17 protein-coding genes and 1 riboswitch are annotated in these 24,703 nt (G+C 64.7%); of the genes, 8 read left to right on the plus strand and 9 right to left on the minus strand.

The window, feature by feature from the left end:
• Window positions 1-54: 54 nt before the first annotated feature.
• The 3 genes from B0E49_RS02485 to B0E49_RS02490 all read left to right on the plus strand — a co-directional run bounded on the left by B0E49_RS02485 (window position 55) and on the right by B0E49_RS02490 (window position 10,044).
• Entirely contained in the window at window positions 55-816 is a 762-nt protein-coding gene (locus B0E49_RS02485; RefSeq protein ID WP_353647336.1) for a hypothetical protein, read from the plus strand.
• A gap of 261 nt (window positions 817-1,077) precedes the next feature.
• Window positions 1,078-1,320: a hypothetical protein gene (locus B0E49_RS19955; protein ID WP_144264397.1), complete on the plus strand. Its 243-nt coding sequence runs from the start codon at window positions 1,078-1,080 to the stop codon at window positions 1,318-1,320.
• 3 nt (window positions 1,321-1,323) lie between these two features.
• A complete protein-coding gene (locus tag B0E49_RS02490) occupies window positions 1,324-10,044 on the plus strand; it encodes a GH36-type glycosyl hydrolase domain-containing protein (RefSeq protein ID WP_077560381.1) in 8,721 nt (2,906 codons plus the stop codon).
• Window positions 10,045-10,104: 60 nt separating this feature from the next.
• Here B0E49_RS02490 and B0E49_RS02495 read toward each other — a convergent pair whose 3' ends face one another.
• The 5 genes from B0E49_RS02495 to B0E49_RS02515 form a co-directional block, all read right to left on the minus strand.
• Window positions 10,105-11,409 carry an APC family permease gene (locus tag B0E49_RS02495; protein ID WP_077560603.1) on the minus strand — a complete coding sequence of 435 codons (1,305 nt, stop codon included), beginning with the start codon at window positions 11,407-11,409 and terminating at the stop codon, window positions 10,105-10,107.
• Window positions 11,410-11,635: 226 nt separating this feature from the next.
• Window positions 11,636-12,373 (minus strand): DUF3047 domain-containing protein, encoded by a 738-nt coding sequence (locus tag B0E49_RS02500; protein ID WP_144264398.1) that lies wholly within the window; start codon window positions 12,371-12,373, stop codon window positions 11,636-11,638.
• Between the two features lie 124 nt (window positions 12,374-12,497).
• Window positions 12,498-13,130 (minus strand): LysE family translocator, encoded by a 633-nt coding sequence (locus B0E49_RS02505; protein ID WP_077560382.1) that lies wholly within the window; start codon window positions 13,128-13,130, stop codon window positions 12,498-12,500.
• 7 nt (window positions 13,131-13,137) lie between these two features.
• Window positions 13,138-14,079: a LipP1 family hormone-sensitive lipase gene (gene lipP1, locus B0E49_RS02510; protein WP_077560383.1), complete on the minus strand. Its 942-nt coding sequence runs from the start codon at window positions 14,077-14,079 to the stop codon at window positions 13,138-13,140.
• A 26-nt stretch (window positions 14,080-14,105) separates the two neighbouring features.
• On the minus strand, window positions 14,106-14,354 hold the full coding sequence (locus tag B0E49_RS02515; protein WP_077560384.1) for a DUF3297 family protein: 249 nt from the start codon (window positions 14,352-14,354) through the stop codon (window positions 14,106-14,108).
• A gap of 95 nt (window positions 14,355-14,449) precedes the next feature.
• Here B0E49_RS02515 and B0E49_RS02520 point away from each other — a divergent pair, with 95 nt between their 5' ends.
• From B0E49_RS02520 to cysK, 3 genes are all read left to right on the plus strand, one after another.
• Window positions 14,450-15,034, plus strand: a complete 585-nt coding sequence (locus tag B0E49_RS02520) for a molybdopterin-dependent oxidoreductase (protein WP_077560385.1) — start codon at window positions 14,450-14,452, stop codon at window positions 15,032-15,034.
• Between the two features lie 431 nt (window positions 15,035-15,465).
• Window positions 15,466-16,074, plus strand: coding sequence for a class I SAM-dependent DNA methyltransferase (locus tag B0E49_RS02525; protein WP_077560386.1), 609 nt, complete (start codon window positions 15,466-15,468; stop codon window positions 16,072-16,074).
• Between the two features lie 128 nt (window positions 16,075-16,202).
• A complete protein-coding gene (cysK, locus tag B0E49_RS02530; RefSeq protein ID WP_077560387.1) occupies window positions 16,203-17,120 on the plus strand; it encodes a cysteine synthase A in 918 nt (305 codons plus the stop codon).
• Window positions 17,121-17,891: 771 nt separating this feature from the next.
• Here the strand turns inward: cysK and B0E49_RS02535 are convergent.
• The 3 genes from B0E49_RS02535 to B0E49_RS02545 form a co-directional block, all read right to left on the minus strand.
• On the minus strand, window positions 17,892-18,629 hold the full coding sequence (locus tag B0E49_RS02535; RefSeq protein ID WP_077560388.1) for a type 1 glutamine amidotransferase domain-containing protein: 738 nt from the start codon (window positions 18,627-18,629) through the stop codon (window positions 17,892-17,894).
• A 32-nt stretch (window positions 18,630-18,661) separates the two neighbouring features.
• Window positions 18,662-19,021 carry an oleate hydratase gene (locus B0E49_RS02540; protein WP_286137749.1) on the minus strand — a complete coding sequence of 120 codons (360 nt, stop codon included), beginning with the start codon at window positions 19,019-19,021 and terminating at the stop codon, window positions 18,662-18,664.
• A gap of 366 nt (window positions 19,022-19,387) precedes the next feature.
• On the minus strand, window positions 19,388-20,284 hold the full coding sequence (locus B0E49_RS02545; RefSeq protein ID WP_077560389.1) for a LysR family transcriptional regulator: 897 nt from the start codon (window positions 20,282-20,284) through the stop codon (window positions 19,388-19,390).
• A gap of 181 nt (window positions 20,285-20,465) precedes the next feature.
• On the opposite strand from B0E49_RS02545, the gene B0E49_RS02550 reads away from it, so the two are divergent.
• Complete coding sequence (locus B0E49_RS02550) at window positions 20,466-21,782, plus strand: MFS transporter (RefSeq protein WP_077560390.1); 1,317 nt, start codon at window positions 20,466-20,468, stop codon at window positions 21,780-21,782.
• A 5-nt stretch (window positions 21,783-21,787) separates the two neighbouring features.
• A riboswitch (glycine riboswitch) is annotated at window positions 21,788-21,878 on the plus strand.
• Between the two features lie 170 nt (window positions 21,879-22,048).
• On the opposite strand, the gene B0E49_RS02555 is transcribed toward B0E49_RS02550, so the two are convergent.
• On the minus strand, window positions 22,049-23,209 hold the full coding sequence (locus tag B0E49_RS02555) for an IS30 family transposase (RefSeq protein ID WP_077560605.1): 1,161 nt from the start codon (window positions 23,207-23,209) through the stop codon (window positions 22,049-22,051).
• A gap of 359 nt (window positions 23,210-23,568) precedes the next feature.
• Here B0E49_RS02555 and B0E49_RS02560 point away from each other — a divergent pair, with 359 nt between their 5' ends.
• The gene (locus B0E49_RS02560; protein ID WP_077560606.1) at window positions 23,569-24,702 is read left to right on the plus strand and encodes an MBL fold metallo-hydrolase; all 1,134 of its coding nucleotides are present in this window, start codon (window positions 23,569-23,571) and stop codon (window positions 24,700-24,702) included.
• Window position 24,703: the final 1 nt, after the last annotated feature.

Raw genomic sequence — 24,703 nt, forward strand, 5'->3', positions numbered from 1 at the left:
GGCGTCCTACGCCAGATTTCTCGCCTTGCCGACGGGCGTACGGCCGGCAAGCCTATGGCCGCCATGCGCGCCGCAAACGACACTCAACTCATCGGAGCCAATCCGCACGCAGGCCCTGTACCGAAGCAAGACGCAACGGTTAAAGGCCGCACCGATTTGGCGAAGAAATGCTTGGGTTCGGCATTGCCTGCCAATCCATCACTCCCAATCTCGTCATATGAAGGAAGAACAATGAATAAATTCAACACTACCATTAATGCAATCGCGCTTGCGGCAGGCCTGGTGTTCAGTGCCGGTGCGATGGCGCAAACCATGTCCAAGAACGACTACAAGGCCGGCCAGGCCAGGATATCGGCGGACTACAAGGCGGCCGAGACAGCCTGCGCATCGTCCGCCGGCAATGCCAAAGATATCTGCATGGCCCAGGCCACAGGCAACGAGAAGACTGCCAAAGCCGTACTCGAAGCCAGCTACAAGCCCAGCCCCAAAACACGTTACGAGGCCCGCGAGGCCAAAGCAGATGCCGACTATGGGGTAGCCAAGGAGCGCTGCGACGACGCGGCCGGCAACGCGAAGGATGTTTGCCTGAAAGAAGCCAAGGCCGCGCAAGTCAGCGCCAAAGCCGACGCCAAGGCGCAGATGAAGACCACCGACGCAAAGACGACGGCCAACAAGAAGTCCGCCGACGCGCATAAGGACGCAGCAGCCGACAAGAGTGACGCCGAGTACGCGGTAGCCAAGGAAAAATGCGATACGCAAGCGGGAGCAGCCAAGGACAACTGCCTGATGGAAGCCAAGGCGCGCTTCAGCAAGTAGTTAAACATGCCATTCAGGCATAAGTCCGCCAACATGGCGCATGGTCACACTCAAATGTGACCATGCGCTATCAAGAACGGACTCCATAGGACTTGTCCTACATGCCGGAGCGTGACCGGACGACAGACGCCGGACCGTACCTTGTGTACGATTTATGCATCGCCTGGTAGCCGCTTGACATGCGTGGCCAAAGCCGCGAACGCGAATTCCATTTTCGCAATTTTCCGCCCGGCTGTTTGCCGGTTCGGAAGGAGAATTTTCATGGGCATTCATATCACTGGCGCCACTCGCTGGAGCACTTCATCGTTTGGCGACGCCGCAGACACCTCCCCCGTGGAGTTATCGGCTTTAGGAAATCATCTGAACTTGTGCCGGGGTGCGCGCGGGCGCCTGTTTACCTTGCATTGCATCGCAGAAATCACGAACCGCTTTGTGGCGCCGCGCTTCGTGACGACGCTGGTTGTGATAGGGCTGGCCATCGGTCTTGGTTCCCTGGTGTTGTAAGGTATGGCGCAACCCGAGTTGCGGCGCCTGATACCAGATGCACCACGAGCTTTGTGCGACATTCTGGATGGTACGCGCGGACCTGTTGAGCCGCCGCTCCGCTCCGAGATATTTGGCTCGCAGCGCTTTGCTCAACATGGCCGCAGTTTGGGAGAGACGCACCGCGCCGCCAGGTCCGGCTCCCCTGCGGCAACCTTTTTTCCGCGCCTGCAAAGCAACATCCAGACGCTGCGCGAAGCCCACCACTATCTTGGCGTGCAGGCGTCCACAGGCTACGACATCAGTCCGGCGGCCGAATGGCTGCTTGACAATTTTCACCTGATCGAAGCGCAGCTCAAAGAAATTCACGACGGACTTCCACGCCTGTATTTCCGTGCGCTGCCGGTGCTGCTGGATGAGCCGCTCGCCGGCTTGCCGCGTATCTATGGGGTGGCCTGGGCCTTCGTGGCGCATACCGACGGTGCGTTCGACGAGGATTTGCTGACGCAGTTTCTGTGTGCCTACCAGGAAACCCGGGATTTGAACCTGAGCGAGATGTGGGCACTGCCCACCACCTTGCGCGTCGTCCTGGTCGAGAACCTGCGTCGCCTGGCCGAACGTGTCGCGAGCAACAAGGCGGCACGCGAAGTTGCAAACCTCTGCTGCGATCACATCGAGCGCTACACCCTGCATGCGCTTGACCAGTTGCTGGCCCTGCTCAACCGGCGCGGGGTCGGCCGGGTGTTTCTGGCGCAGATGGCGCAGCGCCTGCAAGACCATCACACGACCAATCACGTGGGCTACCGCGAATGGCTGCACAGTGCGCTGCCCGACATGGCTGCAGCGCAGGCACAGCAAAGCGCCGACCAGGCCGCTGACAACCTGAGTGTGAGCAACGCGGTCAGATCGCTGCGCTCCATCGGCGATGCCGATTGGTCCGATATCGTCGCCCGCACCAGTACGCTCATGCGGCTGATGCTGACTTCGGCGGTGTTCGAGGCCGAGAGCACCATCACGCGCGACCAGACGCTGCACGGCATCGAGCTGCTGGCCCGGCGCACGGGTCGCAGCGAGACATCCGTGGCACAGACACTGCTCGATCTGATGCGGGCAGCCGACGTCACCCATAGCGACGCGGCAATGCCCAGGCACTGGTTGAGCGGCGCAGGCCGGCCGGCACTCGTGGCCGCACTCGGCCTGCATGAGCGCATGGCGGTCCGGCGGCGGGCGCTGGCCCGCTGCGCGGCGCTACCTGTTTACCTGGGTTCGCTGCTGCTGGGTAGCGTGGGCGTTGTTGCGTGGATGCTGTTGCGCCATCACGGGGTGATCAGCGCGGGGGGCGCCCCACTGGAGTGGGCTCTGTTCGGCGCTGTCCTGATGATGTTCCCGGCGTCTGAAGCGGTGGTGGCGGTGATCAACCGGCTCATCAGCGAGTCGGTCCGGCCGCAGCGCCTGCCCCGCCTGGCCCTGTCCAACGGTATACCGCCAGAGCACCGGGTGATGGTGGTGATTCCAGCCATGCTCACGACCGCTGCATCGAGTCGCGACCTGGTGCGCCGGCTGGAGCTGCACTACCTCGCCAACCCGGAACGTCATGCGCAATTTGCGCTGCTGACCGATTGGACCGACGCCGATGCATCGCACCTGGCTTCGGACGACGCCTTGCTGACCGGTGCGGTGCGGCAGATCCGTGCGCTCAATGCGCGTTATCCCGGCGATGCCAGCGATGCCCCCCGCTTCATCGTGCTGCATAGGGAGCGTCATTTCAGCAAAACCGAACAGTGCTGGATCGGTTGGGAGAGAAAGCGCGGCAAACTGGAACTGCTCATCGCGGGACTGGTAGAAGATTCATCGGCTGCGTTTCTGGATTTGGGCGAAAACTCCCGTATCGCAGCCGGCACGCAGTATGTCGTCACGCTCGACAGCGATACCCAATTGCCGCCGGGGCGGCTGCGCGAACTGGTGGGCGTGGCCGCGCACCAGCACAACCAGCCGCGTCTGGATACCGGCGGGCGCGTCGTGGTGGCCGGTTATGGCATCTTGCAGCCCCGTATCGTGACGCCATTGCCCGCACCCAGCAACGTCACGCTTTACCACTGGCTGTTTGCCGGACGGTGCGGCATCGACCCGTACAGCGCCGCAACCTCCGAGGTGTATCAGGATCTGTTTTCCGAGGGCACTTTCACCGGCAAAGGGTTGCTCAACGTGCGGGCGATGCATGCGGTACTGTCTGGGCGCCTGCCCGAGGGCCGGGTGCTCAGCCATGATTTGCTCGAAGGCTCATTGGCGCGCTGCGCTGCGGTGACCGACATCACCGTCATCGAGGATGCACCGTTCCATGCCGACGTCGCGGCGTCGCGCGTGCACCGCTGGACGCGTGGTGACTGGCAGTTGCTGCCGTTTCTGCTGCATCCGATGCGCTACCCGCTTCGTGCCATCAACCGCTGGAAGATGTTCGATAACCTGCGCCGTTCGCTGGTGGCGCCCGTTTCGCTGGCGTTGTTGCTGCTGGCGCTGGCCGGCGTTGTCGTGTCCCCCTGGGCGGCGCTGGCGCTGGTGATGGCCGCATTTTCTGCCGGACCGCTGATGGGTGCCATTGCCGGTTTGTCGCCCACCCGTGACGATCTTGCGAAGCGTCATTTCTACCGTCAGGCAGGGGCGGACCTGGCACGTGCGTTTTTGGGAGGGGTGTGGCATTTGATCCAGTTATTGCAGGAGTCCCTGATGGCCGTGGATGCCATCGGGCGCGCGCTCTATCGCATGACCATCAGCCACCGCCGACTGCTGCAATGGACCACCGCTGCTGCTGCGCAGTCGGCGGCGAAGACGGGGCTCGCGGCGCTAACGCGCCAGCATTGGAGGGCGCCGGTGGCGGCGTTGCTGCTGTTCGGTGGGCTGTATGCTGCGAATACGCCATATCCCTTGCTGGCGCTGACCTTGTGCGTGCTGTGGGCCGCATCGGCGCCATGGACCTGGTGGGTCAGCCGGGAGCGCCCGGCGCGCCAGGACGCAGCCCTGCCAGCCAGGGACCAGGCCTACCTGGAGGGCATCGCACGTGACACCTGGCGTTTTTTTGAACGCAGCGTGGGACCCGGGGACAATCACCTGCCGCCCGACAACGTGCAGACCCTGCCGCATGATCTGGTGGCGCATCGCACCTCGCCCACCAACATAGGCCTGTACCTGCTGAGCGCGGCCTGCGCCCGCCAGTTTGGCTGGATCGGCACGCAAGAGTTGCTGGAGCGCCTGGAAGCGACGCTCGCCACGCTGGGTACTCTGCAGCGGTACCGCGGCCATTTTCTGAACTGGTATGAAACGCAAACATGCGCGCCGCTGCTACCCATGTACGTGTCCACCGTGGACAGCGGCAATCTCAGCGGCCACCTGCTCGCGGTGGCGCAGGCCTGCCTGGAGCTGGCGCTTGCGCCGCATGATGCGAGTGCGGCCCAGCGTGCCATTCGCGCTTCCAGGCAAAGGCTCGCGCCGCTGCTGGCAAGGTTGCCCGATCTGGTGCCGGCGTTGCTGGGAGACGCCGCCCTGGCGCGTTTGCTGGCCCTGCCGGAGCCGCTGGCCGAGGGCCAACATAGCGCGGCGCAGATGGAGCGTCTGCTGCGCGAAGCCACCGATGAACTGGCCCGGCTGTTGCCCGGCAGTGCCGAGTTCACGGGTCCTGCCCAGTCGACGCCGCGGGATGAACTCGCCTGGTGCCTGGGTGACCACTTGGCAACGCTGCGTTCGGCGTGGCGGGACATTCGCGCCCACAGGACAACCGATGCCGCAATAGTGGGTACGGGTGACACCGGCGTGCGCTTGCGAGCGCTGGCCCGTGCCTGCGAGGAGTTGGCCTGGCAGCCGGACTTCCGCTTTCTGTACCACCGCAAGCGGCACCTGCTGCACATCGGATACCGGGTCGAAGAACGGCAGCTGGACGCGAGTTTTTACGATTTGCTGGCGTCGGAATCGCGGCTGACCAGTTTGCTGGCCATCGGCAAGGGCGATGTGCCGGTGCGTCACTGGGCCTCTCTGGGGCGGCTGTTCTATGCCATTGGCACCGACGCCGGCCTGCGTTCCTGGTCGGGCTCGATGTTCGAATACCTGATGCCAACCCTGGTGCTCAATGAGCCATATGACAGCGTGTTGCGTGAAGCCGGCCATGCGGCGGTTCTGGAGCAGATCGCCTTTGCCCAGGCGCGGGACGTGCCCTGGGGCATCTCGGAGTCGGCCTATGCCGGGCGTGACCACACCTTGGCCTACCAGTATGCGCCGCAAGGCGTGCCCAGGCTGGCGCTGCGCCGAACCCCTGTTGACGAGTTGGTGATTACGCCCTATGCCACGGCACTGGCAGCGCAGATTGCACCGCACCGTGCATGTCTCAACTTTGCGGCGCTGCAAGCCCTGGGCGCGCGCGCGCGCTACGGGTTTATCGAGGCGCTGGACTTTTCCCCTGCGCGACAGGTGAATGACGAGTTATTCACGCCGGTGAGCACCTTCATGGCGCACCACCAGGGCATGAGTATCGTGGCGTTGGCCAATGTGCTGCTGGATGGCCCGGCGCAGCGCTGGGGCATGGCCAATGCGCATATCGAGGCGGTGGCCTCGCTGTTGCATGAGCGGGTCCCACGTGAAGTTTCAAGGCTCCATGCGCCGCCAATGGGCCCGCCGCCGCAGACGCTGCAACGGCGTGCCTTGGGGCTGCTGCGCGACGTGTCGCCGGGCGCGATGGCGGTGGAGCCCACCCATGTGCTCTCCAATGGGCGCTACAGCGTGTCGTTGCGCGCCAACGGCGCCGGCTGGAGCCGCCAGCGCGGGATCGGCATCACGCGCTGGCGTGACGATGCGCTGCGCGACGCCTATGGGAGCTTCATTTATGTGCGCCGGGACCCGCAGTTGTACCCGGTCTCAATCACCCAGCACCCGGCCCCCGACCCGGCCGCGCACTACAGCAGCACCTACCATGCCGACCGCGTGTGCTTCGATGCCGTCTGGCCCGAGTTTCAGGCTCACACCACGGTGTGGGTCAGCCCGGAGGACGATATAGAGTTCCGGCAGGTCGAACTGCGTAACCTGAGCGGTCGCACGCTCGACATCGAGTTGATGTCGGCCTTTGACGTGACGCTGGCCGAGCCGCGTGCCGATGAAGACCACCCCGCGTTCACCAGCCTGTTCGTACGCGCCCAATGGCTGGCTGCACAACAGGCGCTCCTGTTCGAGCGCAAACCGCGCCTGCCCACCGAACAGGGATTGCAGGCAGCGCATTTCCTGGCCGACACTGACCCGCAGGTCGTGAGCGTGCGGGTGCAAACGGACCGGCAATACTGGCGAGGCCGCAACCACGACGCAAGTCAGCCGCTGGCATCATTCGTGACCCTGCCGGCTGCCACCGAAGGCAGCGCGCAAGACGTCACGCTTGACACCGGGCTGGACCCGGTGTGCGCCCTGGCCGTGCGCCTTCGCATCGCGCCCGATGCAAAGGCACTGCTGACCTTTGCGACAGCCGCCTCCGATAACGGCGACACCCTGCGTGCCGTGATCGACAAGTACCGGCAACCCAGCCACGTGCGCCGCGCCTCGCTGATGTCGGCTACGCTGGCCGGGATCCGCCTGGGGGCCCTGCACGTCAGTCCGAGAAACTTCGCGGCCATTCAGACACTGACCACGGCGCTGGTGATGAGCCTGACGCGTCCGCAGTCCAGCGAGAGCCGCTCCGGGGCCGCAGCCTCGGTGTGTGACCGGCGGCTGCTTTGGCGTTTCGGCATCTCGGGCGATCGCCCGCTGGTCCTGGTGTCTGCCGGTGTGGCTCAAGGCCTGGGCATGCTGCGCTCGCTGGCCCAGGCCCTGAGCCTGTGGGCGTGGGGCGGTATCGCGTGCGACCTGGTCATCATCAATTCCGAACCGGCCTCGTACCTGATGGAGCTGCAGCGCGAGATTGCTGCGCTGCGCGAGCGCCATCTGGCCGAAGGCGATGCGCAAGCCAGGCCGGCCGTTACGGCGATCCACGTCTTGCGTGCCGACGAGCTCTCCAGCGATGAGCAGAGCACACTGGAAATCCTGGCGCGGGTGCGGCTGCGCGCCGACGGGCGACCGCTGTCGCACCATGTGCAGGAATGGGTCGATCAGCATGAACTGGCGTTCGAGGAGCGATATGACGCCTCGATCTCGGCGCTGGCTCTCGCCTGGGGCGCCGACGCCGCAACCCCGGCACCATCGGGTCAGTTTGTTGCGGCCACGGGTGAATTCTGTTTCGACGTCGGTGCCGGTTCGCGACCGGCGCGGCCGTGGATCAATGTATTGGCCAATTCGTCTTTCGGCGCCCAGCTCTCGGAAGCTGGTGGCGGCTACACCTGGGCCGTGAACAGCCGCCTGAACCAGCTCACCGGGTGGTCCAACGATCCGGTGGCCGATCCGCCGGCCGAATGGTTCTTGCTGCAGGATCGCAAGACCATGGAGGTATGGAGCGTCGCACCCTGCGCCTGGGGCGACGGCGCCGTGGACTATCGCGTCTCGCATGGACAGGGCTATAGCGTCATCAGCCACCGCCGTGCAGAACTGGAGGTCACGGCAACGTGGTGTGTCGATGCGAAAACCTGTGTCAAGCAGGTGCAGTTGCGGCTCATCAACCACGGCGCGAAGACGCTGCACTTGCGGGTAATCGGTATTGCCGAATGGATGATGGGGGCGAGCCGGTCTGACCGCAGCACGGTGCTGACCGCGTTGCATCGCCAGCGCCTGCCCGTGGTGCAGCAGCCGGGCGTTGAATCCGGCAGCGGGCGCGAGCAAAAGCTCACCGCCCTGCTGTGCACGCAGCGCGAGCGCGCTGCGGGGTTCGGCGATGGCACGGCCTTCCTGGGCATCGCAGGCGCCGCGGACGAGCCCGAAGACTGGACTTGCGACCGGCGTGAGTGTTTCGATGCGCGCGGGCGCCTGGTGCTGCCGGATCACTTCGGCCAGCGCAGCGGTGCCGGGCTCGACCCGTGCGCGGCCCTGTCAACACGCGTTGCGCTGGCCGCCGGCGAATCGGCGGAGCGGGTGTTCCTGCTGGGCTATGCCGACAGCGCGAATGCTGCCCGCCAGCTCGCGACTGTGGCAGCGGCAACGCCGGCCGCGCAGCGCGTGCAGCAGGTCCACCGCAGCTGGGATCAATTGCTGGGTGCTACCGTGGTGAAGACTCCCGACCCCTTGTTCGACGCCATGGTGAACCGCTGGCTGCTGTACCAGACGGTGTCGTGCCGCTTGTGGGCCAAGGCCGGCTTCTACCAGGCGGGCGGCGCCACCGGTTTTCGCGACCAGCTGCAGGACGCAATGGCGCTGGCATGGGCCGCCCCCGCCATGCTGCGCCAGCAGATCGTGCTGTGCGCGTCACGCCAATTCACCGAGGGCGATGTGCAGCATTGGTGGCACGCACCGCTCGGCGCGGGTGTGCGCACGCATTTCTCCGATGACCTGCTGTGGCTGCCCCACGCCTGCGTGCATTACCTGCGCGCCACCGGCGACGCCACGCTGCTCGATCAGGGCGTGCCGTTCATCGAAGGCGCGCCCATTCCCGAGGGGGCGGAGGACGCGTATGACACGCCTGCCGTCAGCCGCCAGGAAGCGTCGGTCTACGAGCATGGCGCGCGGGCCATCGACCGCAGCCTTCGTGTGGGCGCGCACGGCTTGCCGTTGATGGGCAGCGGTGACTGGAACGATGGCATGAACCGGGTCGGCGCGCAGGGACGCGGCGAGTCGGTGTGGCTGGGCTGGTTCCTGTGTCAGCTGGTCGATGGGTTCGCGCCGCTGGCGCGCGCGCGTGGCGACGAGGCGCGTGCATTGCGCTGGGAAAGGGCCGCGCTGGGCTGGAAAAACGCCTTGATCGGTCCCGCGTGGGATGGGCAATGGTTCAAACGTGCCTTTTTCGACGACGGGCAGGCGCTGGGTTCACACGCCAACCCGGAAGCGCGCATCGACTTGATCGCGCAGGCCTGGGCGGTCCTCTCCAGGGCTGCGCCAGCCGACTTGCAGCATACGGCGCTGGCGGCGATGGAGGATCACCTGGTAGATCATGAAGCGGGCCTGATCAGGCTGCTGGATCCCCCACTGGTTCATGCCGTCCCGAGTGCCGGCTACATCCAGGCCTATCCGCCGGGCGTGCGCGAAAACGGCGGCCAATACTCGCACGCCGGTGTCTGGGCGTTGATGGCTCAGGCCGACTACGCCACAACCCTTGCGGATTCAAGTGGCGGCGACGTCGCCTACCGCTATTTCACCTATCTCAGTCCGGCGCACCGCGCGCGCCATCCAGCGCACGGGGCGGTCTACGGCATCGAGCCGTATGTCATGGCCGGAGACGTGTACAGCCAGCCGCCCTACGTCGGACGTGGTGGCTGGAGCTGGTACACGGGTGCTGCGGCCTGGATGCACCGCGCCGCCATCGAGTCGATTTTCGGACTGCAGCAAGGCGCGCAGGACTTGTGCTTCACACCTTGCCTGCCCTCGCATTGGCACCAGGCCGAACTGACGTTGGCGCGTGATGGCCGCACCATGCGCTTCATTCTGGTTCGTGCCACCGCACCTGCTGCGCTGGCCGCTACGGCGCAATGCGGTGCCCGACTATTGCTCCCCGGACAGCCGCTGAACTGGCGGAGTCTGGCGCCGGATACCTGCTTCGCGATCCCGCTGTTGGGTGAGCCCGCGCTTGTGCCGCCGCCCGCTGCCGGCGCTGCCGCAGCGGCTGGGCGCCCCTGGCCGGAGGTGGTGCCTGAAGGGTGAACAAGACGGTAAGTCGAAGCTGGGCGCGTAGTTCGTCCAGATGGTCTGGCTTTCGAAAACTCAAGCCCGCAATGGATGACGCCGATTCCACAGCAGCGGCACGACGCCGATCGCGATGCCGCCCAGTCCGACAAGGTTGGTCACCAGATCGAACGTAGGGATGCTGTAGGCCGCGATGAACCACAGGAAGCCCGCGCTGCAGGCCGGCCACAGCAGCAGAAAAATCAGCTTGCTGCCCGAGCGCAGGGCCTCGCGCCGGAAATGCCAGGCACAGGCGAAGCCCGCCAGCCCATAGTAGAACGCCACCTGGAAGCCGATGGCGTTAACGGAATCCTTGATGATCAGGTTGACGCTCGGGAAATACGAGGACAGGAACAGAAAAACCAGCCCGAACGAGGTGATCACAGCGGTGGCGACCCACGGCGTGCGCCAGGTCTTGTGCAGCACCGCATAGCGGGGGTGCAGGCTGCCGTCGCGGCCCTTGGCGTACATGGTGCGGGTGAACTGCAGGATCGAGGTTTCCAGCGTGCCGACCGTGCTGAGCGCCACGGCAATGACGGCCAGGTAATTCCACGGCTTGGGGAACAGGCGACCTGCGATCGCAAACACCACGTTGGTGCTTGACTGCTGGATCTCCTGGTCGGTCAGCACCAGCAGGGTGACGGCCGCGAACGCAATGAACAGTGCCAGCACGATCACCATCGCCAGCAGGGCGCCGCGGCCCGGCGCGTGGGAGGAATCCCGCGTTTCCTCGGTCAGGTTCACCGTGACGTCCCAGCCCCAGAAAAAGAACAGCGCGGTCAGCGCCCCGGTGGCGAACAGCCGGGGGGTGAAGGCGAACGGGGAGAACCAGGCCAGCGAAAACGCATGGGCCGGCCGCGCGCCGTACTGGAGCAGCGCGGCGATGATCACGGCCACCAGCACGCCGACTTCGATGACGGTCATCACCACCTGGGTATAGCTGGTGGGCTTGATGCCCTTGACGATGACCGCGCTTACCGCCAGGAGCCATGCGGCCGCGACGAAGGTCACGGCCGCCGGGTTGCTGGCCAGCTTGGGGTCGAACAGCACCAGCGTGGCGGCGGCGGCGGGAATGGTGCCCGACACCATGAAGACCGCCGAGGCCACCAATAGCGCCCACCCGGCGAAGAAGCCCAGCGTCGGGTTGAAAATCGCGCCCACCCACGCGTAGCAGGCGCCGGCGTTGGGGCTCAGGCGATTCAGGTGCAGGTAGGCAAACGTCACCCCGAACATGATCAGGCCGCAAAACAGCAGGCTGGCCGGCGACTGGATCCCGACCGCGGCGATCAGGGTCGCGGTGGTCGCCGCGATGCTGAACGCGGGAGCGGTGCCCGCCACCCCCATGATGACGGATTCACCCAGTCCCAGGGCGCCCCCTTCCAGCTTGACTTGATCGTGCACGGTCGTTGCCTCGAAGAATCAACTATTCTCAAGCTTGTGTGCGCTGCCTTTGCACGAAGCGCCGGCCGATCGCGTCTTTCCGGCGCCAGACCCAACGTGGCCAGCATCAGCAGACAGGCGTGGCCGGCGCCGAGCAGCACGAACTCCCGGATGCCTTTCAACATCCGGTCTAGGGCAGCCAGCGCAGATCGCGCACGTACCCCAGGCTCTGGCCCTGCGTGTTGTCGGCGTCCGCACCCACCAGCACGCCGGCGACGGGCGGCATATCCGGGTCCTCATCGCCAAACAGCTTCATGAAGTCCTGCGCCACGTTGCGTGTTTCCGCGGCCCACACCGCGAGCGGCGCCTCGGGTCCTTGCAGCACGATGTAGCGCAGGCGATTCGTGAAGGCGTTTTTGCCCGCGGTGCCCGCCGGGTATTTGCTGTCCCACAGGTAGCACAGCGTAGCCGCCGGCAGGTTCTGGCCGGTGCTCGACCGCTCGACGCGCAGCACGGTGCGCTCCAGCGTCGGCACGCGCTCCAGCGGCTCGTCGAACAGGACGCAGACCTTTAGCGCGGAATCATCGCCGGCCCTGGTGTGGATGTCCGTGTTCTTCAAAGGCTGATCGAGGCGCCAGCGCCACGCCAGTTGTCCGGGCAACGCCCCCCCGCTCAACTCATCCACCAGATTGCCGTACGAGCGGTCGGTGCGAATGCGCAGGGCCCGTTCGCCATCGAGCGTCACGACATCGAACTGCGTGACCGGCTTTTGGGTATTCTTTTGGGGAAAACCAAGGATCTGCCACGGTGCGGGGGGCTTGTCGCTGGTGCCCCCGGTAATACTGGCCAGCGGGCTCAAGGTCTGCGCCGATCCCGCGCCGCCCCAGGCCAGCAGTAAAAATAAACAGACCATCTGACGGTACAACATGATTCAGCTCCGTTTCCAGTCGTGAAACCTTGCCACCCAGGCCAGCAGCTCTTGCGGCATGCGGGCGCGCCTTAATTTCCCACTATGGATGGTGCCGGGTGGTTTGGTCAACCCCGCCCGAGCTTCATCGCCTATACGCCGACGACACCAGCTCAAGGCCCAGGGCCATCATCACGCCACCGGCGACGCGGTCCATCCATGCCTTGTAGTGCAGATATGTGTTGCGGGGCCGCTCCGACGCCAGGGCTAGCGCCACCAGGGCGTACCAGCCCGTCTCGATGACGAAGACAATCGTCACCAGCGTCAGGTTGAATCCCAGCGAAGGCGCCGGTGGAAGGAAGGCGGCAAACACGCTGGCGTAGACGATGGCGGTTTTCGGATTGCTGATCTGGGTGGTGAAGCCCAGCAGCAGCGACCGGTGTGTGTTCTTGCCCGCGCCCTCTCCCAGGCCCGTGATGTTGAGCGCTTGCCGGGCAGACCGCCAGATGCGCAGCCCGAGCCAGGCCAGGTACAGCCCGCCCGCCACCTTCAGCGCCAGATACACCAGCGGCACCGCGAGCATCAGCGCATTCAGTCCGAGCAGGGCCGCGCTGGCAAACAGCACGCCGCCGCCGCCCATGCCCACGGCGGCGGCCACGCCTTCCGAGCGCGAGGTCGCCACCGCCGTGCGCGCCACCATGACGAAGCTGGGGCCCGGACTGACGACGCCCACGGAGAGGGCGCCGACGAGCCCGAGAAGAGCAGGAAGATTTTGCATAAACGAATCAGCCCCGGAAGGCGCGTCGCAACTCGGCCGCGCACAGCGCTACGGCCGAGTTCGCCTCGTCAAGCGCCTTGCCCATAAGGATGAAACCGTGAATCTGGCGCTCGAAACACACTTGAGTGACACGGTTCCCGGCCTCGCTCAAACGCTGCGCGTACTGCAAACCCTCGTCGCGCAACGGGTCGTAGCCCGCGGTCAGCACCAGCGCTGGCGGCAGGCGGGCGAGGTCCTGGCTCAGCAGGGGTGACGCACGATCGCTCAGCTTGTCTTGCGCTGTCCTGAAGTAGTGCCCGAGGTAGTAGGCCATCGAGTCGGTGGTGAGCAAATAGCCCTGGCCATTGGTCTGGTGCGATGGCGCGCTGCAACGCGCGTCGGTGGCGGGGTAAATCAGCAGCTGAAACACGATGGGCGGGGCACCCGCATCCCGTGCCAGCAGCGACACGACGGCCGCCAGATTGCCGCCGGCACTGTCGCCGCCAACCGCCAGGCGCGTGGCATCGAGGTGCAGTTCGGGTGCGTTGTCCGCCACCCAGCGGGTAGCGGCCAGGCAGTCGTCCACCGCGCAGGGAAATGGATGCTCGGGCGCCAGCCGGTAGTCCACCGCGACCACCGCGCAACGGGCGCCGTTGGCGAGTTCGCGGCACAGCACATCGTGCGTGTCCAAGTCGCCAATGACAAAACCGCCGCCATGAAAGTAAACGAGGACAGGCAGTAGCGCGGCCTGCGGCGCACCTGCGGGGCAATACAGGCGCAGCGGGATCGATCCGTGCGGACCCTGTGCCTGCAGTTCGCGCACCAGGGACACGGCGGGCGGCGCCGGCTGGGTGAAGCTGCGGCGGTCGCGGTACAACGCGCGTGCGTCAAGCGGGGATAGCGTGTGGGTCGGGGGCAAGCCCGACCTTTCGATGAGGTCGAGCAAGGTACGAACCTGAGGATGCAGCATGTTGATTTCCGTGCAGGCTGATGGATTCAGCGATAAAACGCTTCGACCTTGCCCTTGAGCTTGATCAACAGCGGATGGCCCTTGCGGTCCAGCGTCTTGCCGGCGGGCACCTTGATCCAGCCCTCGCTGATGCAGTACTCCTCGACATCCTGACGCTCCTTGTCATTCAATCGAATGCCAACGTCGTGTTCGAACACGGCAGCGACGTGATGCGGGCTGCGCGGATCAATGGACAGTCGGTCGGGCAGAGAGGGAAGCTGGGTTGTTTCGTTCATGAGTATCGTTTTTTGGATTTTCGCTCACTTTACGCCAGCCGGCGCGACAGGCGCCGCGGCAGACGAAGGCAAGTGTATTGCTCCACAATCGGCCAATGAATAAACGACACTTTCTGGGCACGGCGACACTCGCCGGCCTGCTGCCTGCGGCGCGCGTGTCGGCGGCGCAGCAGACCCACAAGAGCCCGGGCCTGCTAACCGTCAGCGGACTGATCGGCAGGTCCAACCGGGGCCCCGTCGATCCGGCGCTCGATCAGTTGATGGTCAAGCACGGCGTCAAGTTTGACAAGGCGTACGTGTTCGACGCCGAGGCATTGGGCCGCCTGCCGGACGTTCGAATCCGGCCGACGCTGGAGTACGACGCCAGGGTGCATACGCTCTCGGGTCCGCTGCTGACCAGCGTGCTGGAGGCAGTGGGTGTGCCGCCGGCCAGCGAAGTGATGCTCGGACTTCGAGCGGTGGACGGCTACGTCGTACCGCTGAGCCTGGCCGGCGCGCGCCGCTACCGCATGATTGTGGCCAACGACATCGACGGCGGCCCACTCGCGCTGGGCGGGCTGGGCCCGCAGTGGGCCATCTACGAGGCCGATACGCTCGCCGCGTTCAAGGATAAGCCACTCAAGGAACGATTCGCCCTGTGCCCCTGGGGGCTGTACAGCATCGAGGTCACGCGCGGCTGATGGCTGGCGCGAAGACGGACCCTTCCCCATAAGGTTCGGCGCCTCATCATGAGGTTGCGGCAGCAGCTACAGACTGAATGCTGTCGTTCAAAGCTTGCTGGCGGATGGCGGCGCGTAACCAAAGCGGGCGGTGAGATTTTCCCGCGCGGCAGACCGCTCTACTTTGACACTTGACGTTCGCCAGCCGTACCCGCTTGCGCCGGCGACTGATAGAACACGCTCGGTGGCGAGTGCCTGTTTCGACTCGTCTCTGTTGCTCTGATCCTCACCTCACGGTGGGCAGCCGTTAGCTGCTATGCTGTCTTGTGCAGTGCGGACGTTCCTCCAGCGCCTGGTTTCCCAGATTGCACCAGCAGCGGCCTGGCGTGCTTCACGGGGGCGACTATCCCTGACCCACGCGCCCCGTTCACCCCTTTTTCAAGCCCAGCACCATGACCACGCCCGCCACCACCCATTTCGACACTGCCGCCCGCGATTGGGACCAGCGCCCAACGTCGCTGCAACTGGCCGCCGTGCCCGAGCGCCTGCTGGCGCAGTTGCCTTTGCAGACCAGCGACCATGTGCTCGATTTCGGCGCGGGCACCGGGCTGCTGTCCACCGCCATTGCGCCCCAGGTGGCGCAGGTCACGGCGCTCGACATGTCGGGCGCCATGCTGCAGGTGCTCGATGAAAAGGGCTTTTCCAACATCACCACGCGCCAGAAAGACATCTTCGCGGGCCTGCCCGAGCAATACCACGCCATCGTGAGCTGTATGGCGATGCACCACGTTGCGGACACCGCCGCGCTCCTGCGCGCATTTGCCGCTGCGCTGCACAGCGGCGGGCGCATTGCCTTGGTCGACCTTTACGCGGAAGACGGCAGCTTTCACGGCGACAACGCCGCCAAGGGCGTGCAGCACTTCGGCTTTGCACCGGACAGCTTGCGTGCGCTGGCCGAGCAAGCAGGTTTTGTGGACATCGCGTTCAGCGAAATTCTTCGTCTGCAGCATAGCAATGGGCGGGCCTATCCGCTGTTCCTGATGACCGGGCGCAAGCCCTGATCGCCTCGGAACCGCAAGCGCCGCGGCAGGAATACCACCGATCCGGCATATCTATATGGCTGAACCGACAGAACATCTGGTTCAGAATAAACGCCACTGCTTTTCCACCCAATCTTTCAGGGGACGCCATGAAAGTCGACAACATTCTGCAAACCATTGGCAACACGCCGCACGTGCGCATCAACCGCATCTTCGGGCCGCACGCGAAGGTCTGGATCAAGTCCGAGCGGAGCAACCCGGGCGGCTCCATCAAGGACCGCATCGCACTGGCCATGGTCGAAGCAGCAGAAAAATCAGGTGCGCTCAAGCCCGGTGGCACCATCATCGAGCCAACGTCGGGCAACACCGGCATCGGCCTGGCGCTGGTGGCCGCCGTCAAGGGTTACAAAATCATCCTGGTGATGCCCGACAGCATGAGCATTGAGCGGCGCCGCCTGATGCTGGCCTACGGCGCCAGCTTTGACCTGACCCCCAAGGAAAAAGGCATGAAGGGCGCCATTGCCCGCGCCGAAGAACTGCAGGCGCAGACGCCCGGCGCCTGGATTCCGCAGCAGTTCGAGAACCCGGCCAACATCGATGTTCACGCCGAAACCACAGCGAAAGAAATCCTTGCCGACTTCCCCGATGGCCTTGATGTGCTCATCACCGGCGTCGGCACCGGCGGTCACATTACCGGCTGCGCACGCGTGCTCAAGGCGAAATTCCCGAATCTCAAGGTGTTTGCTGTCGAACCCGCCGGCTCGGCTGTGATTTCAGGCGGCCCACCCGGCCCGCACGCCATTCAGGGGCTGGGCGCCGGATTCATTCCGAAGAACCTCGACACCAGCGTGCTCGATGGCGCCATCGTGGTGCAAGCCGAAGACGCCCGTGAATATGCCCGCCGCAGCGCCCGCGAGGAAGGCATCCTGGTAGGCATTTCGTCGGGAGCCACGCTGGCGGCGATTGCCCAAAAGCTGCCCGAACTGCCCGCCGGCAGCCGCATCATCGGCTTCAACTACGACACCGGCGAGCGCTATCTGTCGGTGGACGGCTTCCTGCCCGCCTGAACCAGACAGTGCCCGTGAGCGGGGTGGGAGCCGCACTTTTAAGGATGCCGACGCAGAATTTCTGGGCGTCTGCGAAGAGTTTGCGAGCAAAGGGCTTGCATCTGCCACCGAAAAAGCCTTGACGGTAGCGACCAACCGGTAACGCTGCAACGCGGGTGCTCCACCCGACCCAAAGCCGACGCGGAATTTGAACGGCAGCAATCGGCGAAGGTGATTGGCTCCAGCAGACTGACTGCTGTCGGTCAAAGCTCTATGCCGAATGACGGCGCGCAACCAAAGCGGTCGGTGAGATTTTCCCGCGCGGCGAACCGCTCTACTTTGACACTTGACGTTCGCCGGCCGTTGAGCGGATGGCAGCCACTGGCCTTCCAGGCTGTGGCCGAGAACACGCGCGTTGCCAGTCATATGCGCAGGCGCCATGCATCCAGCAACATGGCCAGTTTGTCGCGCCAGGGCAGGGCCAGTCCCTCGAAGTGCCCCTTCAGGGCGAGTGCGCTTTAAAGATCGCCTTCGACACCGATCTGGCCGCGCAAATAGGCGTCTGCCAGCAACAAGGGGCCCCGTGCGGTGACGAGGCTGCGCAGCAGCATCGGTTCCCGCAGCACGAGCGTAATTGCGGCGGCCCCTGACCGACGCCGTGGGAACTGTCGTTTCACAGGCGCAGATGGGCACCGCCAGCGAAACCTTGCAGCAGGCGCTTCAGGATGCGCAGGACGGCATCGGCATGCGCGCTCGCCGTAGGCACTGATGGCTCCGGCACGGCGGCCATGCTCATTTGGTGGCCTGGCGAGCGCGAAGATGGGTCAGCAGCGCCTGGGCAGCAGGCGCGGAGGAGGCCGGGTTCTGACCGGTGATCAGCAGCCCGTCGACCACGACATGCGGTTGCCAGTCGGCTGCCTTCGTGAAATGGCCGCCACGCTCTGTGAGCATGTCTTCCACCAGGAACGGCACGACTCGGGTCAGTCCGGCGGCTTCCTCCTCGGTGTTGGTGAAGCCGGTGACGTTCTTGCCCTTGACCAGCGCCTGACCGCCGAGCCCCCGGGCATGTCCAAGCACGCCTGGCGCGTGGCAGACGGCCGCCACCGGCTTGCCTGCGGCGATCATCGCGTCGATCAGGGCGATCGACGCGGCGTCTTGCGCCAGGTCCCAAAGGGGTCCGTGGCCGCCGGGGTAGAACACTGCGTCGAAGCCGGTCGCGCGCAGCGTCGACAGCTTGACCGTATGGGCCAGCGCGAACTGCGCGGCGGCATCGGCCTTGAAGCGGCGAGTGGCCTCGGTCTGCGAGCTATCCTCGTCGCTCTTCGGGTCCAAGGGTGGCTGCCCGCCCAGCGGCGAGGCCAGGGTCAGCGTGGCGCCAGCATCCTGGAAGGCGTAGTAGGGTGCGGCGAACTCCTCCAGCCAGAAGCCGGTCTTGCGGCCGGTGTCGCCGAGCTGGCCGTGCGAGGTGAGAACCATCAGGATGTGCGTGTGGTGTTCCAGGGGACTGCGGTGGGTGGTGGTTTGTGGCATGGGGCTGCTCCTTTGTCGGTTGGTGACGCGTGCTACTTCAGTGCTCTGACCAGCGCGTCGAACTTCGCATGAAGCGACTTGTCGTGCGGGGTCACGGATGGAATCGGCTTCGTGATGCCAAGCAGCTGGTACACCGCCATCTGCGCTGCCCGCACCGAGAACTCCACCGTGAAGATGGTGTCCTGTGGGATCTCGACGAACTGGCTGATGAAGGCGAAGTTCTTCGTGTCGGACGGCACCGGCACCGGCACCGGCACCGGCACCGGCAGCGGGCGGTCGCCGGGCGCGCGCGGCATGAACATGCTGGTGATGTAGGGCATGCGGCAGGGGATGCAGTCGGCCAATGGCCCAATGCCCCCACCGGCGAAGTAGGCCTTGCGCGTCGAACTCATGCTGTCTGCATCCTTGTGAGCGCTATTGTGATTCGGCTTGTTGAATAGCACACCCATCCCACAATGCGAACGGGAAGCAGTGGACTACAGCTTCAAGCTTAGGCGAAGATCACCTCGTGGTCTGTGCGGTAGACAACATTCTGGTTCGGAGAGCGTTGGCAAGGGCGGCCATGTGCGCGAGCGCGCCAAGCGCGTTGGCGCTGACATAGTACGTTGTCAACGACGTATTGTGACTGGGTCCAGCCGGTCAAGTTTGGCGGCCCAGTGACCGCTGCCGGCGAGACCGGTCGCTCATCGTTTCCCGAGTCGAAAGTTTGCAGCGCCTTCGAACCCACCGGGTGGTCACCGGGACGCATCCAGCTTGCTCTAGAGCGCCGGGGCGTCCTGCAACAGCCGCTGCACCAGTGTGCGCACGGCCGACAGCGCCGGCGCCTGGGTCCGACGGGCCAGTGTGACGATGCCAAAGCGCGCGGTGGCGTTGAGCGGCGGAACGGTCTTCAGTTCGACCAGTTCGGGCGCAGCAGCACGAATGGCCAGCAGCACGGCATCGCTGCGGCGGGCGACTTCCACCAGGCTCGTCAACTCCTCGCATTGCAGCGTGACGCACTGGTCTGGGTGCGCCTGCGCGCCGTAGTGCTCAATCAGCACTTTTGCAACTTCGTCAGAAAGCGGCGTCGATGCGATGGGGTACCGGGCGATCGCCTCGAATGTAACGCCTGACCGCAACCGCGCAAGCGGATGGCCGCGCCGCACCATGAAGGTCCCACGCATCTCCTGCACGGAGTCAACGCGCAAATCAGGCGCAGCACGCAACGAGCGCACATCCACCACCATTGCGTCCAGTGAGCGCGCGCGCAGCGCCTGCGCCAGCAGCTCCGTGCCAGCTCTGGAAATCTCGACATGCAGTCTGGGCCGCTCCTGGGCTATGTGCAGCAGCAGCGGCGTCATCAGCATGGCTCCGGGGCCGGACCCCAGTCCAATGCGCAACGTGCCCGACAAACCGTCTTCCAGGCGCGCAGCGCCAGCACGTAACTCGTCGGCGTCCAGCACGAGATGGCGTGCTCGATCGAGCGTCATCTGCCCAACGGGCGTCAGCTCGATGCGCCGCCCGATGCGGTCGAACAAGGGGGTCTGCAGTTCGTCCTCGAGCGCCCGAATGCTGCGGCTGAGTGCAGGCTGCGTCAGGAACACTGCCTGCGCCGCCCTGCTGAACGAGCCTGTTTCGGCCAGAGTGATCAAGTGCCGGAGTTGAACCAGAGTCATGGAGGTTCCTATTTCAATGTATGCATTGAAATCATGCTAACGCATAAACGAATGCATTGGACGTCTCAATTGACTGTCCCGAGAATCGCCACTGAATAGCCTTTGGCGCGGCTCGTTGGGCGCTCGCCAGTCGACCGGTCCTTGTCCACCACTGTTCCCATCCATAAAGCGAGACTCACCTATGAATTCCGAAGCCCTTGTTGCCGGTGGCCCTGCCGCCATGGCGCCCGGCCGCCCCGTCGCGACTGCGCGCATACCCACCAGCGTCATCGTCGCCACGGTGGCCGGCAATGCCCTGGAGTTCTACGACTTTGTGGCCTACGCGTTCTTTGCCGTGTACATCGGCAAGACCTTCTTTCCGGCATCGACGCCATTGGGCAGCCTGCTGCTGTCGCTGGCGGTGTTCGGTGTCGGTTTTGTCGCGCGGCCCATCGGGGGCATCGTGATCGGCGCTTTCGCCGACCGCGCCGGTCGGCGGGCAGCGCTGTTGCTGACCATTGCCTTGATCACCATCGGCACGCTGGGTCTGGCGCTGACGCCTTCATTTGCCAGCATCGGCCTGGCCGCGCCCATCATCGTCGTCATCTGCCGCCTGATTCAGGGACTCGCCCTGGGTGGCGAAATTGGTCCGTCGGCCGCGTTTTTGATTGAAGCGGCACCGGCAGACAAGCGCGGCATCTACGGCAGCTGGATATTGGCCTCGCAAGGCATCGGAATCCTGATCGCGGGCTTTCTGGGCCTGGGTCTCTCCGCCACCTTGTCCTCCGCCGAGATGCTCGCGTGGGGTTGGCGCGTGCCATTTGTCGTCGGCATCTTGCTGCTGCCGGTTGCACTGTACCTGCGCCGCAACATGCCCGAGACACTGCACACCGAGGCGGTGGAGCAGGCGGACACTGGCATGGCCGGGTTGGCCCGCCATCGCGGCATCATCGTGCTGGCGGTGCTGATCGTTATTGGCGGCACGGTCTCGACCTATCTGGGCAACTACATGACCACCTACGCGATTGCGACGCTCAAGATGGCGCCAGTCAACGCCATGGGTGCGACCGTGATCGTGGGCCTGAGCACCCTGGTCTTCGCTGTGATGGGGGGCTGGATGTGCGACCGCTACGGCCGCCGCCCCGTCATGCTCTGGCCGCGCGTGGCCGCAGCGGTGTTGACAGTGCCTTGTTTCCTGCTCCTGGTTGCGCATCCGACGCCTTCGACCCTGTTTTTGGTGTCGGGCTTTCTTGCCGCGCTCACTGCCATCAGCGGCGCCGCGTCCCTGGTAGCGATCCCGGAGCTGCTGCCGCGCGGCATCCGCGCCACCGGCATGGCGATCGCCTATGCGGTGGGCGTCGCGCTGTTCGGTGGTACCACACAGTTCATCATCACCTGGCTCATTGGCGCCACGCACAACCCGGTTTCTCCGGCGTGGTATGTCGCGGGCGCCAGTGTCATCACGGCGCTGGCGATGCTGGCTTTGCCTGAAACCAAAGGTCGCGCCCTGCAAAACTGAAAGAGTTCCGTATCGCAGGAGAGTGCCGGAGCCGTCCGGCCACCGAAGGCGCAAACTCCCGTGAACGCGCAGGTAGCCAATGACCGGGGCGGGGCATACAACACGAGTCCGTCCAAATCACGTTCCAGGAATGGGAAGCACTTCCATGACCTCCACAGGCTCTCCAGGAAATATGGCAAAGCTCGGATGGGGTCTGAATGACCGCAATGTGCCAGAGACCGTGCATGCAGGGGGCCTGCCATGAAAGTCCGTTCCCGCTGGCGGATTCAACCGGTCGATGCAACAGATTCGCTGAACATCTCAGCGGGCGTGTGGAAGCCGAGCGTCTTACGCGGCCTCTCGTTCAATTGTCGCGCGATCGCATTGAGCTGAGCCTGTGAGTAACCCGAGATATCGATGCCCTTCGGCATGTACTGCCTGAGCAGCCCGTTCGTGTTCTCGTTGCTTCCGCGTTGCCAGGGGCTCCGTGGGTCGCAGAAGTAAACCTGGATGTCAGTGGCCATCGTGAATTGCTTGTGCCCATGCATCTCCGTGCCTCTGTCCCAGGTCAGTGACTTGTAGAGCTCCTGCGGCAGCTTGCGAGCATTCTTGATGAGCGCGTTCACGACCGTCTGCGTGTCTTTGCCTTCCAGCTTCACCAACATCACGTATCGCGTTTGGCGCTCAACGAGCGTCGCAATTTGGCTATTGGCGCTGCCGCAGACCAAGTCTCCTTCCCAGTGCCCAGGCACTGCCCGATCCTCGACAGAGGCGGGGCGCTCACTGATCGAAACGGCATCGACGATCTGCCCATGGATCGCCGTCTTCTGCGTGTGATGACGGGAGCGACGCATGCCGCGTGTACGTCTCAGGTGCTCCAGCAGCTCCTTCTTCAAGGCGCCACGCGCTTGGATGAACAGGCTACGGTAGATAGTCTCGTGTGACACGTGAAAGGTCTCGTCGCACGGATAAGTATGCTTGAGCCACCCAGCGATTTGCTCCGGCGACCACAGCGTGCGCAGCTTGTCGGTCACGACGCGCGCCAAGGCACGGTTTTCACCCAGTTTGCAGAGCTTGGGACGATGTGCCCGATCCCAAGCTCCGCTGTCGGCCTGGTTCGCTCGATAGCCAGCTCGCCCGCCATTGCGCTCGATCTCGCGGCTAACCGTAGAGGGCGCTCGTCCGATTCGCGCCGCGATCGCACGGGTCGAGTGACCGATCACCAGAGAGCGAGAGATTTCCTCTCGCTCAGCAAGCGTCAGCGCCAGCCTCGAGCGATGCCGTTCGGGCGGGCGAATCCCGCCCGTCTGAGCCAGGATGCCTCGTACAGACCCGTGCGATCGATCAAACAGGCGAGCGATCTGATGAAGCGTCCAGCCAGCTTTCCAGCGCTCCCACATCAATGCCTTCTGGCTGTCCGTGTAGTAGGTTCGTTTCCGGTATTTCATCTGCAACACTCCTTCCGCTTGGGGCGGGTCATAGTGTGTTGCATCGACCGGTTGAATCCGCCCTGCGTTGCCGTCATTCGGAGGTCGAGTCATGAGTGCCTGCTCCGGGGCGCGTTGGAGTCGATGGTAGTTGGCAGGTTTGAAGCACTCCCACCTGGCAGATTCCGTTTCTCTGAGCAGACGGCTGCGAGCCACCGCATTGTGATCACCTACGGAAATTTAAGAGAATAGTGGCTCTATCCCATATGCAGTATCGGTAGTTAGCTATGAATTAAATAGCATCCATCATCCTTAAATGCCTGCGCTCGCCGCGCCGCGCTGGTAGAGTGGAACGCTCTGCATTGCCACGCGAGGTGCGCATGAAATCACTCGGCAAGAAGCCTGACGGGCTGCGGCTCGATCGCATGAAATCGTCCCTGCTGTGGGCCGGCGACGGGTTCCGCAACATGCACCCGGTGCTGCCGGGATTGCGCAACCTGGACGTGCCGCGCCCGACCCTGAGCGAGTTCCTGTACGGCGGGACCCGGCGCGTGCCACGCGGGCCGCTGCCGTCGGTCGATCCGCGGGACGGCTGGCGGAGCCAGCCCGGCACCGGACTGCGCGCCACTTGGCTTGGCCATTCCACCGTGTTGATCGAGATCGACGGCCTGCGCGTTCTGACCGATCCGGTCTGGGGTCTGCGCGCGTCGCCCTCCAGGCTGGCCGGCCCGAGGCGCTTCCAGCCTGTGCCGATCGCGCTGCGCGATTTGCCGCCTATCGACTTGGTGCTGGTGTCGCACGACCACTACGACCATCTGGACTACCCGACCATCCGCGAGCTGGCGCGGCGCGAGGTGCCGTTTGTCACCTCGCTGGGCGTCGGCGCGCATCTGGAGGCCTGGGGCGTGCCGGCGCAGCGCATCACCGAACTCGACTGGTGGGAGTCTTGCACGCTGCCGAACGCCGACCTGAGCGTCACCGCCGCGCCGTCGCAGCACTTCTCAGGGCGCGGACTGAAGGATCGCAATGCAACGCTGTGGTCGTCGCTGGTGATCCGTTCGTCGCGTCATTCGGTGTTCTTCAGTGGCGACACGGGCCTGACTTCCGAGTACGCCACCATTCGGGAGCGGCTCGGCCCCTTCGACCTGGTGATGCTGGAGGTGGGCGCCTTCCACCCGTCGTGGGGCGACATCCATCTCGGGCCAGCCAATGCGCTCAAGGCCCACGCCTTGCTGGGCGGCGGAGCCTTCCTGCCGGTGCACTGGGGCACGTTCAGCCTGGCGCTGCACGCGTGGGACGAGCCGGCGGAGACCCTGCTGGCGCTCGGCCCGAAGCAGGGCGTGCAACTGGTCATGCCGCGCCTGGGCGAGCCGGTGGAGCCGGCGCAGGTTGACGGTGTCACGCCTTGGTGGCGCGGCGTTGATGAGGTAGAGAGCCGCGATGCGCCGGCCGAATCGCCCGCCGAATCACCCGTTATGACGCTGCCGAAGTCGATGCCATGGCCGGTTGACTGAA

The sequence above is a fragment of the Polaromonas sp. C04 genome (genome assembly GCF_002002705.1).
Classification (GTDB): Bacteria; Pseudomonadota; Gammaproteobacteria; order Burkholderiales; family Burkholderiaceae_C; genus Rhodoferax_A.

Coding starts and splice junctions, on each gene's coding strand:
- B0E49_RS02485 (WP_353647336.1), top strand. CDS start 55: ATGGCCGCCATGCGCGCCGCAAACGACACTCAACTCATCGGAGCCAAT.
- B0E49_RS19955 (WP_144264397.1), top strand. CDS start 1,078: ATGGGCATTCATATCACTGGCGCCACTCGCTGGAGCACTTCATCGTTT.
- B0E49_RS02490 (WP_077560381.1), top strand. CDS start 1,324: ATGGCGCAACCCGAGTTGCGGCGCCTGATACCAGATGCACCACGAGCT.
- B0E49_RS02495 (WP_077560603.1), bottom strand. CDS start 11,409: ATGGGGGTGGCGGGCACCGCTCCCGCGTTCAGCATCGCGGCGACCACC.
- B0E49_RS02500 (WP_144264398.1), bottom strand. CDS start 12,373: ATGTTGTACCGTCAGATGGTCTGTTTATTTTTACTGCTGGCCTGGGGC.
- B0E49_RS02505 (WP_077560382.1), bottom strand. CDS start 13,130: ATGCAAAATCTTCCTGCTCTTCTCGGGCTCGTCGGCGCCCTCTCCGTG.
- lipP1 (WP_077560383.1), bottom strand. CDS start 14,079: ATGCTGCATCCTCAGGTTCGTACCTTGCTCGACCTCATCGAAAGGTCG.
- B0E49_RS02515 (WP_077560384.1), bottom strand. CDS start 14,354: ATGAACGAAACAACCCAGCTTCCCTCTCTGCCCGACCGACTGTCCATT.
- B0E49_RS02520 (WP_077560385.1), top strand. CDS start 14,450: ATGAATAAACGACACTTTCTGGGCACGGCGACACTCGCCGGCCTGCTG.
- B0E49_RS02525 (WP_077560386.1), top strand. CDS start 15,466: ATGACCACGCCCGCCACCACCCATTTCGACACTGCCGCCCGCGATTGG.
- cysK (WP_077560387.1), top strand. CDS start 16,203: ATGAAAGTCGACAACATTCTGCAAACCATTGGCAACACGCCGCACGTG.
- B0E49_RS02535 (WP_077560388.1), bottom strand. CDS start 18,629: ATGCCACAAACCACCACCCACCGCAGTCCCCTGGAACACCACACGCAC.
- B0E49_RS02540 (WP_286137749.1), bottom strand. CDS start 19,021: ATGAGTTCGACGCGCAAGGCCTACTTCGCCGGTGGGGGCATTGGGCCA.
- B0E49_RS02545 (WP_077560389.1), bottom strand. CDS start 20,284: ATGACTCTGGTTCAACTCCGGCACTTGATCACTCTGGCCGAAACAGGC.
- B0E49_RS02550 (WP_077560390.1), top strand. CDS start 20,466: ATGAATTCCGAAGCCCTTGTTGCCGGTGGCCCTGCCGCCATGGCGCCC.
- B0E49_RS02555 (WP_077560605.1), bottom strand. CDS start 23,209: ATGAAATACCGGAAACGAACCTACTACACGGACAGCCAGAAGGCATTG.
- B0E49_RS02560 (WP_077560606.1), top strand. CDS start 23,569: ATGAAATCACTCGGCAAGAAGCCTGACGGGCTGCGGCTCGATCGCATG.